This is a genomic window from Streptomyces sp. NPDC000878 (assembly GCF_053599695.1).
In genome coordinates this window covers 1-10609 of record NZ_JBSFMT010000141.1, presented here as the reverse complement: position 1 = coordinate 10609, position 10609 = coordinate 1, and the positions used below count along the sequence as shown (strand labels likewise).

The 10609-nt window shown below is 67.6% G+C and carries 6 protein-coding genes; 1 reads left to right on the top strand and 5 read right to left on the bottom strand.

Translation table 11 applies throughout. The features are described 5' to 3' along the window. Nucleotides 1–35 precede the first annotated feature (35 nt). From ACWDR4_RS49015 to ACWDR4_RS48995, 5 genes are all read right to left on the bottom strand, one after another. A complete protein-coding gene (locus tag ACWDR4_RS49015) occupies nt 36–1712 on the bottom strand; it encodes an ABC transporter substrate-binding protein (RefSeq protein ID WP_450418575.1) in 1677 nt (558 codons plus the stop codon). 54 nt (nt 1713–1766) lie between these two features. Then, nucleotides 1767–2774, bottom strand: coding sequence for a carbohydrate ABC transporter permease (locus tag ACWDR4_RS49010; RefSeq protein WP_450418573.1), 1008 nt, complete (start codon nt 2772–2774; stop codon nt 1767–1769). Then, nucleotides 2771–3682: an ABC transporter permease gene (locus ACWDR4_RS49005; protein ID WP_450418576.1), complete on the bottom strand. Its 912-nt coding sequence runs from the start codon at nt 3680–3682 to the stop codon at nt 2771–2773. Before ACWDR4_RS49005 ends, ACWDR4_RS49010 begins: the two co-directional genes overlap by 4 nt. Before the next feature lie 378 nt (nt 3683–4060). After that, on the bottom strand, nt 4061–5062 hold the full coding sequence (locus ACWDR4_RS49000) for a LacI family DNA-binding transcriptional regulator (RefSeq protein ID WP_450418572.1): 1002 nt from the start codon (nt 5060–5062) through the stop codon (nt 4061–4063). Nucleotides 5063–5310: 248 nt separating this feature from the next. Further along, nucleotides 5311–8271, bottom strand: coding sequence for a glycoside hydrolase family 2 TIM barrel-domain containing protein (locus ACWDR4_RS48995; protein WP_450418570.1), 2961 nt, complete (start codon nt 8269–8271; stop codon nt 5311–5313). Nucleotides 8272–8844: 573 nt separating this feature from the next. Here ACWDR4_RS48995 and ACWDR4_RS48990 point away from each other — a divergent pair. Further along, nucleotides 8845–10548, top strand: a complete 1704-nt coding sequence (locus ACWDR4_RS48990) for an AbfB domain-containing protein (protein ID WP_450418568.1) — start codon at nt 8845–8847, stop codon at nt 10546–10548. Nucleotides 10549–10609: the final 61 nt, after the last annotated feature.

Genomic DNA, 10609 nt, shown 5'->3' with positions numbered 1-10609 from the left:
GGCCGGTTCTCACCGGCCGGCACCGACCCTCCGGGCTACTTCTTGGCCGAGGACTTGTCGTAGGCCTCCTGGTAGATCTGCAGGAAGCGCTTCAGCCCCAGCTTGTCGAGATCGCTGACGTACGAGTCCCAGTCGGAGTCCAGGGACTTCTTTCCGGTGACGAACTGGGCCGCGCTCTGCTGCACGGAAGTGCCGATGTTGGTCTGGAGCGTGGCAAGTTCACTCGACACCGTGGGGTCGACCCACGCCTGCCCGTAGGGGAAGTTCTGCGACTTGTCCTCGTGCCCCTCGTAGAGCTTGGTGGCCTCGAACAGTCGGCGCTCGTAGCCGTCGGCCGACTTCGGGTCGGTGGCCACCGCCTGTGTGTTGCGGAACTGCGCGGTGTTGTTGTATTGCGCCAGCGCACCCCAGAGGTCGTTGGACGGCTCGGCCCGGAACGGAACCATGTACGCCGCCTTCAGACTGTCGTCGAGCGCCACGTCGCTCTTGCCGGGCTCGGTCCAGCCCTTGCCCTCTTCACCGAAGATGCCGTTGAGCTGGCCCTCCTGGCTGAAGATGTAGTTCAGCATCTTGACGGCCTGGATCTGCTCCGTCTGCGACGCCTTGCTGGTCAGAACGAACGTCGATCCGGGCATCGACGACGAGGTGTAGGTCGCGTAGCTCTTGCCGTCGGGGCCCGTCAGCGGCGGCACGACGTCGTAGTTCTTGTCCCGGCCGTCCTTCTGGTTGAGCGTGACGGCGATACCGGGGTGCTTGACCGCCGCCGAGCCAAGGATCACCGCGCCGGCGTTGTCGCCCTGTTTCTTGAGGCCGTCCGCGTTCTGGGTGAAGACGCTGCTGTCGATCAGACCCTCGTCGTAGAGGGACTTGATGTACTTCAGTCCCTCACGCCAGCCCTCCGTGTTGGCCTGGACGACGGTCTTGCCGTTGTTCAGGGCGAGGGTGGGATTGGTCGAGGGGATGGTGCTGCCGTCCGGGGCGTACACGAACGCGTTCATCAGGTATGGGAGAATCGGGTCCGTCGTGTCTCCACTGAGCGGAACCTCGTCGGCCTTGCCGTTGCCGTTGGGGTCCTTCGTCCTGAAGGCCCGCAGCACGTCTCGGAGCTCGTCCGTGGTCTTGGGCATCTCCAGCCCCAGCTTCTTCAGCCAGGCGCTGTTGATCCAGAGCTTGTTGGTGTACGTGCAGTGGAAGCAGTCATTCCACTGCGGCATCCCGTAGATCTTGCCGTCCGGGGCGGTGGCCATGCCCTTGAACTCGGGTTCGGCGGCGAACGCCTTCTTGATGTTGGGGCCGTACTGGTCGATCAGTTGGTTCAGCGGCTGGATGACACCCTGGCCGGAGTACTTCAGAAGTTCGGTCTGGCTGAACTGATCGACCCAGGGGATCAGCAGATAGAGGTCGGGAAGGTCACCGCTGGCCAGCGATATCTGGCGCTTCTCCTTGGCGGCGGTGCCGTCACTGCCGGTCGTCTGCCAGTTGATGGTGATGTTGAACTTCTGTTTGATCAGCTTGGTGAACTTGTTGGTCTTGAGATTCACCCCAGGAAACTGCGGCGCGAACACGTTGAGCGTCACCGGCGGGTTCCCGGTGATCGTGGGCAGCGGCTTCGAGGCGTCGGTGCCGTCGGACGAGCCGCCGGTGCAGGCCGCCAAACTGGCGAGCAGCGTCCCGGCGGCCGCCAGTCTTACGAGCAGGTGTGGGCGTGGCATGGGTACGGTCCTTTCTGGTGACGGACTCGTGGGGGGAAGTAGAGGGGAGTCGGCTCAGCCCTTGATCGCGCCGATCATGATTCCCTTGGTGAAGTAGCGCGCGACAAAGGGATAGATGAGCAGGACGGGCACGCTCGCGATGACGATCAGGGAGTACTTGAGCAGGTCGGCGAGGTGCTGGCGTTCCAGCAATTGGGCGGCATTCGTAGCGCCGTTGGTGTTGCTGTTGAGGATGAGGATGTTCCGCAGCACCAGCTGGATCGGGTAGAGATCGGCGTCCTTGAGGTAGAGCAGGGCGTCGAAGTACGAGTTCCACTGCGCGATGGCGTACATCAGCCCCACCACCGCGATCATCGGCTTGGCCAACGGCAGGGCGACCTTCCACAGGAAGCGCAGGTCCCCGCAGCCGTCGAGCTGGGCGGCCTCGTACAGTTCGTCCGGGATCATGGTCCTGAAGTAGGTGCTGGCGATGACGACCTGCCAGACCCCGATGGCCTGCGGGACGACCATGGCCCAGCGGGTGTTGATCATGCCGAGGTCCTGGACCACCAGGTACGTGGGGATCAGCCCGCCGGAGAACAGCATGGTGAACACCACCACGCCCATCAGGAGGCCGCGCCCGAACAGGCCCTTGCGGGACAGCGGGTAGGCGATGGCGATGGTGAGCGCGACACTGATGAGAGTGCCGACAACCGTATAGAAGAGCGAGTTGAGGAAACCGGTGACGATCTCCGGGTCACTCAGTGCGACCTCGTAGCCGCGCAGTGAGAAGTCCACCGGCCAGAACAGCACCCGGCCGGAGGTCACGGCGTTCGGGTCGCTGAACGAGTTCGCGACGATGTTCAGCAAGGGGAGCAGCACGACTGCCAGGAAGGTGAAGAGCAAGAGGTAGACGCAGAAGAGGAACATCCGGTCGACGCGGGTCTCGTGGACCCGCCGCGCCTTGCGCCGACGCCCGGGGAGCCGAAGTGCGAAGCCCGGCCGCGGCCGTGGGCCGCGTACCAGCGCGTCGGCGGTGTCCTCGGTTTCGACGACGGACGTCGTGATCAGTGGCTGGCTCATGACCACACCCCGGTTCCGGTGAGCCGCTTGGCGACGAAGTTCACGAAGACGAGCAGGACGAGGTTGACCGCGGAGTTGAGGAGTCCGATGGCGGTCGCCTGGCTGAAGTCGGCGTTGATCAGGCCGGTCTTGTAGACATAGGTCGCGATGATCTCCGAGGCGCTGAGATTCAGCGGGTTCTGCAACAGGAACGCCTTCTCGAAGCCGATCGCCATGATGTTGCCGACGGCCAGTACGAGGATGATCACCGCGGTCGGCATGATGCTCGGCAGGTCGACGTGCCAGATCTTCTGCAGCCGCGACGCGCCGTCCACTCGTACCGCTTCGTGCAACGACGGGTCGACGCCGGAAAGAGCGGCCAGGTAGATCACGGCCGAGTAGCCGGCCGTCTGCCAGATGTCCGACCAGACGTAGATGTGGCGGAAGTAGTCCGCGTCCGCGAGGAAGTCCACCTGACCGATGCCGAAGAATCCGAGACCGTGGCTGACCAGGCCGAGCTTGGGCGAAAGGATCATGATCGTCATGGAGACGACGACGACCGTGGAGATGAAGTACGGCGCGTACGTGACCATCTGCACGGTGCGCTTGAAGAATCCCTGCCGGATCTCGTTCAGCGCCAGCGCCAGGATGATGGGGATTGGAAAGCTCGCGATCACCGCGTAGAACGACAGCAGGAAGGTGTTCTGCACCAGCTGCGAGAAGGCCGGGTTGTCGAAGACGGCCTGGAAGTTGCGCAGGCCCACCCAGTCGCTGCCCCAGATGCCCCTGACTACGTTGTAATCCTTGAACGCGATGACCGCGTTCGTCATGGGGACGTATTTGAAAATCACCAGGTGGGCGAGGGGCAGGAGCATCAGCAGGTAAAGCGTCCAGTGCCGGGCGAAGCTCCGCCGCGCCCGGTGACGCATGCTCACCCGGGGTATCGCCCCGGGTGCCCGCCCGTGTTTCCCGCCCGTACTCCGCATACGGAGTGGTCTTGTCGTAACGCTCTCGAACATCTCTACACTCCCGGAGTCCCGTCGACGGGGTGGCGTCGCTTGCCGCACTCGTGCGCCGAGCAGGCAGCACCAGGGCGGGAGTTGGGGCCTCTGACCGGCCCCGGCTGCGTCACTATCGCCCCTTTGACCGGTCCAATCAAGAGTTTCGACCACGTTAATTTGACCGGTCCAAAAAGTCGGCGCCTCAGAATCGGGCTGCCGCGGATCACTGTGGCGGGACACGGGACCGCCGCGCCCAGCGCCTCGGTGGACGGACGACGAGGCTCTGGCCGACCGGGAAACGGCCGGTCAGACGGCCAGACGTGAGGTGCTCTCCCGGACGACGAGCTCCGGGCGGAGCCACGTCACACCGGGGCGCTGTCGACCCGACTTCAGGGCATGAACGAGGAACTCCGTCGACTTGCGGGCCATCCGCTGCTTGGGGAAGGCCACCGTGGTCACCGCGGGATGGGTCTGGTCCGCCGCGGCGATGTCGTCGATACCGACCACCGAGAGATCCTCCGGGACCCGCCGGCCGAGTTCGGCCGCCGCCTGCAGCACGCCCAGCGCCAGCAGGTCGTGCGTCGCCATCACCGCGGTCACCTCGGGGTGCTCCGTCAGTACGCCCATCGCGGCCTCGAAGCCGCCGAGTTGGGACGACACCCTCGTCGCCCGGATACACGAGGGCGCGATGGTGATCGACGCCTCCGCCAGAGCTCGCTGCGCGCCCTCGAGCCGCACGCGGTGCGCGGGCAGGTCGCCCACGACCGCGATGTCCCGGTGCCCGAGGTCACGAAGGTGCTGGGCGGCGAGATAGCCCGCCTGGCCGTGGTCGAAGGTCACCACGGTGGCACCGGAGGGAATCTCGGTCTCCGAAGCGCACAGTACGAAGGGGAAGCCCATCTCGGTCAGCAGGTCGACGTCGTGGCCGACGTTCCCGTCGTCGGCGAGGATCAGACCGTCGATGTAGCGCCGCTTGAGGATCTCCAGCTGCCTGCGGGCGCGCTCCGGCTGGCCGTAGGTCGTGGAGAGCGCGATGCTGTAGCCCTCCTCCTCAAGGCAGCGCTCAAGATCTTCCACCAGCTCCGCGTAGAAGGGGTTGGCGATGGTGGGCATGACGAGGCCGACCATCATCGTCTGCCCGGTCGCCAGGCCACGGGCCAGGAGGTTCGGGGTGTAACCGAGTTCGGCGATGGCCCGCTCGACCCGCTCCCGGGTGTCGGTCTTGACCACCGGACGCTTGTTGATGACGTTCGACACCGTCTGCTTGGTCACGCCTGCACGCAGCGCAACGTCCTTGAGCGTGACCACAGAAGCCCTCACATCGGTTCGACGACGAAACCCATGGTAGGCCGGACGTAGGAAGACGAACACGGCGACGGCTTCCAGCCCCCGTACGACTTCCCTTCGGGCCGGACCCGGCCCCAGGGCCTGTTCCGCCACCCCGCGTAACCACAGGTGGTTGGCAGCCCGGACGCCGTTCTGGTCGCCCGAGCCGCCCGGTCAGAGGGTGCCGAGGTCGAGATCGATCCGCTTCCCCGCGACGTTCCCGCGGCTGGTCAGCACGGTCGGAAGCCGATCGTCAGGGTCACCGGACGGGCGAAAAGTTGGTGCTGGGGCTGGGTGCCGGGTCCGCAGGCGCCGCTGCCGATGCCTTGCTGCGCGGCGTCGAGATGGACGTACACCCTGTCGCGGGGACGCAGGCCGGTGGTGTGCCTGGCGGCGTCGAGGTCCTCGCTGGTCCAGGGCCGTACCGTCAGGTCGAGGAAGGGGCTCCCGGTGATGACGAGCCCTCGGCCGCGGCTGTCGGTCAGCCAGGCCTCGCGGACCTCGCGCCGGTTGCCGTTCTCCTGCGGAAGGGCGTAGGGGGTCTGGAGGTCGTCGATGTGGGCTGTGAAGCGGCCGACCCGGGCGGCGGCCGTGGTGTCGGAGTAGGCCTCCCCCGGCCCGAGTCCGAACCAGTCGACCGTCTCGATGTCGCGCGGCAGGGCGAGGCGGATACCGATGCGCGCGAGCGGGCAGGGCCAGGTCCCCACGGGATCCGCGGTCAGGGAGAGCCTCAGGTGCCCGGCGGCGGTGGTGTCGGAGTAGGCCTCCCAACGGAAGACGGTGCGCATGGCGAAGTCGGCACCGGCGGGAGCGGTGCGGGTGGTGACCTCCAGGCCCCCGCCGTGGGGCCGGACGGAAACGACCCGGTGTTCCAGACGGTCGAGGCCCGCCTTGCGCCAGGCTTCGGCGACCGGGCCGCCCCAGGTCCGCAGGTCGTTGTCGGTGGGGGCGCGCCACAGGTCGAGGCGCGGGCCGTCCACGGGGAGGTCGGCGAGGCTGAGCAGCGTTCCCGACACGGCGTCGAAGACCGCGGGGCCGAGGGAGTACGTGCCGTCGGTGCGGACCGGCGCCAGTGGGCGTTCGAGCGCAGGGGCGGGCGCCGGTCCGGCGAGCGTGGCCTGGGCCCAGGCGACCTCATGGCCGGCCGGCGCCCACGGCGCGTCCCCCGCGAGTTCGGCGGTGACCGTCACCCACCGCTCCTGCCCCTTCTCGAGCGGTCCGTCGCAGAGCTTGGTGAGCTCCTCGGGCCAGGACAGTTCCGTGGCGGAGCCTGCGGGGACCGGCCGTACGGCGAACTCCGCGTCGCCACGCGTCAGCCCGTCGTCCTCGACGCTCCAGCGGAACCGCAGATGTGCGGTGTCCACGGTGTGCAGCAGGCTGCGGACCCGTACCGTCCGGGCGTCGGTGTCGACGGTGATCCGCACCGGCTCGACGACCTTCTTGAACTCCGTGAGGCCGGGAGAGGGAGTGCGGTCGGCGAAGACCAGTCCGTCGCAGACGAAGTTGTCGTCATGCACCGGCTCCCCGAAGTCGCCGCCGTACGCGAAGAACGCGCGGCCGTCGGCGGCGAGGCGCCGGACGCCGTGGTCCATCCACTCCCAGACGAAGCCGCCGTGCAGCCGGGGATGGCTCTCGAAGAGTTCCTGGTACTCGGTCAGGCCGCCGGGGCCGTTGCCCATGGCGTGCGCGTATTCGCACAGGATGAAGGGCAGTGTGCGGCGCCGGGTGTCCAGGGCCGGGTCGGGGGCTGTGGGTTCCTGTCCGGGGCCGATCAGGGCGAGGGTGCCGTGCTCGGCGTACATCTGGCTGAAGACGTCCGTGTAGCGGCAGTTCTGGTCGCCCTCGTAGTGGACGAGCCGGTCCGGGTCGCGGTCGCGCACCCATGCGGACATGGCCTCCAGGTTGCAGCCGTCGCCGGCCTCGTTGCCGAGCGACCAGATGACGACGCTGGGGTGGTTCTTGTCGCGCTCGACCATGCGGCGCATCCGGTCCAGGTACGCCTCGCGCCAGCGCGGGTCGTCGCTGGGGTTTCCCTCCCAGCCGACCAGGACGAAGCCGTGGGTCTCCAGGTCGCACTCGTCTATGACCCACAGTCCGTACTCGTCGCACAGGTCGAGGAACACGGAGTCCGGCGGATAGTGGCTGGTGCGTACGGCGTTGATGTTGTGGCGCTTCATCAGCAGCACGTCGGTGAGCATGTCCTCGCGGCTGAGGCTGCGTCCGGTGTCGGGGTTCCACTCGTGACGGTTGACACCGTTGAAGAACAGGGGCCGGCCGTTGGCCAGGATGACGCCGTCCTCGACCTTGATCCGGCGGAAGCCGATCCGCAGGGGGATCCGCTCGCCGGCGGTCACCAACTCGCCTTCGTAGAGCCGGGGTTGCTCGGCCGACCAGGGTGTGACGCCCGGGACGGTGTGCGGCCCGGCGGGGTCGGCGTCGGTGATGCCCAGCTCGGGAACGGTCAGCAGGGCCGGTGCCCCGCTGGTCTCCACGCGGAGGGTGCCGTCGCCGCTGAGGGGGTCGTAGTCGGCGTGGACGAAGAAGTCGGTGAGCGCGCCGTCAGGGCGGGAGACCAGGGTGACGGGCCGGAAGATCCCGGACAGCCACCACATGTCCTGGTCCTCCAGATAGCTGCCGGCCGACCACTGGTGCACCCGGACCGCGATGGTGTTCCGGCCCACCGTGACGGCATCGGTGACATCGAATTCGGTGGGCAGCCGACTGCCCTTGCCGTCGCCGAGCAGGGTGCCGTTGAGCCAGACGGCGAAGCAGGAGTCGACGCCCTCGAAGCGCAGCAGGGTGCGGCCACCGGGCCAGTCGTCGGGGAGGGTGAACTCCCGCCGGTACTCCCCGGTCGGGTTGGCGTCCGGAACGTGCGGCGGGTCTATCGGGAAGGGGTAGATCTGGTTGGTGTAGGCGGGCGCACCGAAGCGGGGCTCGCCAGGCAGCCCGTCCATCTGCCAACAGGACGGAACGGCGATCGTCTCCCAGCCGCTGTCGTCGAAGTCGGCCGCCTGGAAGCCGTGGGTGACCTGCGGGAGACCCGCGGCCAGGTGGAACCTCCACGGACCGGCCAGGTCCACTACCGGTGTGTCCGAGGTGAAGCCGGCGCGGGGCCGCTCACGGCCCCTGCCCGGGGAGAAGTTCTCCACGTAGTCGTGCACAAGGGACTCTGCGAGGGACTCACTCATGGCTGAAGGGCCTTCCTTGGGACAGTGGGCGCACACGTGCGGGCCGACTCGGTCCGGCGCACCGCCCGTCGCCCGCTTCTCCACTTATTTGACCGGTCAAATCGACTCGACCGGATTGTCACAGGGCCGCGAGAAGATGGTCAAGGCGTCGGACCGAATGCCTCCCCGGCCGCAGCGCCCGCACCATAGAAACCGGTTGTGCGAGACCTCTTGACGCCTCCGATGCCCATGATTAGCGTCAGGCTCCGCAATGTTTGACCGGTCAAAAACCGGACCTTGAAAGTTCTTGACTTTCACCTGCGGGATCTCGCCGGCCGTCGGCGAGCAACCCCTACGAGGATCCGACCCGCTGGGCGCGGCAGGACGAGCCGCATCCGGAGGGCAGGCGCCTGCCCGGCGACGTCGCGGTCGGCCGTCGCACCTTCGCGCTGCCCAGCGCTGAGGGCACGTACCTCTTCCGCCGCATCCACCCCGCCGAGGGGCAGCGGTCCTGCGCGCGGGTCGCCCCGCCGACGGCAACCAGCCGTCCTCTCGGATCCGCACAACCACAACAACATGCCAAGGAGCCGCACCATGGCAGAAAGAGCCGCACCATCGAGAGACGCCCAAGGCGTCAACGGCGCCAGCCGCCGCAACGTACTCAAAGCGGCGGCCGGCATCGGCGCCGTCGCCCTGACGAGCCCGCTGCTCACCGCAAGCCCGGCCTCGGCCGCGATCGTCCACCCGGGAGCCCTGCACCTGGCATCCGACCTCTCCCGCATGGCCTCCAGGGTCAGCACGGCGGCGGAGCCCTGGAACGCGGGTTGGCAGAAACTGATCGCCAACTCCCATTCGCTGGCCACCTGGACGCCCAATCCACAGGCGACGATCTACCGCGGCTCCGGCACCGCGGAGAACTACGGCATCCTCTACAACGACATCGCCGCCGCCTACCAGAACGCCCTGCGGTGGAAGATCCAGGGCCTCACCACGCACGGCGACGCGGCCCGTAACATCCTCAACGCCTGGTCGAGCACGCTCACTTCGGTCCAGGGCACCGCGGACCGCTTCCTGGCCGCCGGGATCTACGGGTACGAGTTCGCCAACGCCGCCGAGATCATGCGCGGTTACAGCGGATTCGACCTCACGGCGTTCCAGAACATGATGCGCAACGTGTTCTACCCGCTCAACAACGACTTCCTGGTCAACCACAACGGCGCGTACCTCTCCAACTACTGGGCGAGCTGGGACCTGTGCAACATGGCCTCCGTCCTGGCCATCGGCATCCTCTGCGACGAGCAGGCCAAGATCGACCAGGCCGTGGAGTACTTCAAAACCGGTGGCGGGATGGGTTCCATCGGCAACGCCGTCCCGTTTGTGTACTCCGACGAGAACCTCGCGCAGTGGCAGGAGTCCGGCCGCGACCAGGGCCACACCATGCTCGGCATCGGTCTGATGGGCACCGTCTGCGAGATGGCCTGGCACCAGGGCATCGACCTGTACGGATACGACGACAGCCGGTTCCGCAAGGCGTGCGAGTACGTCGCCAAGTACAACCTCGGTGAGGAGGTCCCCTTCACCGACTACATCTGGCACTACGGCGCCCCCGGCGTGTGGGAGGGCTGGCAGACCTTCACCGAGGTGGCCGGCGGAAGCCGGGGCCAGGTCCGCCCGATCTGGGCGCAGCTGTACAACCACTACGCAGTCCGCAGGGGGCAGTTCGTGCCCAACCTCGCGGCCCTCGCGAAGGTCGTCGAGCCCGAGGGCGGCGGCGGTGACTACGGCTCCACCAGCGGCGGCTACGACCACCTCGGTCTCACCACGCTGACCGCCACGGAACAGGCCCGCACGACTCTGCCGACCGGGGTGACCCGTTCGTTCCGGTCGGTCAACTACCCGGCGCGCTACGCCAGTTACGGCTCCGACGGGCTGGGCGTGACGCCCGAGGTCACCTCCGCCGGCTCCGCCGCCGTCAAGCAGCAGGCCACCTTCACGATCGTGGCCGGCCTCGCCGGCTCGGCCGGCTACTCCCTCCGTGCCTCCGACGGCCGCTACCTGCGCCACTACGGCTTCCGCGTCCAACTGGGCACCAGCGACGGCACGGACGCCTTCAACCAGGACGCGACCTTCTACGCCGTCCCCGGTTCGGCGAGCGGCTCGGTCCGGCTCGTCTCCCGCAACAACCCGGGCCGGTGCATCCGGCACCGCGGCTACGAGCTCTGGGTGGACCCGTACGACGAGGTCGGCGTCGGCTTCCCTGACGACAGCTCCTTCGTCCCCGTCACGGCCTGGGCTTGAGCACCCGCACTCTCAACAGTCGGCCGCCCCCCCCACCCCCCCGCGGCGGCCCCCCCCAAAA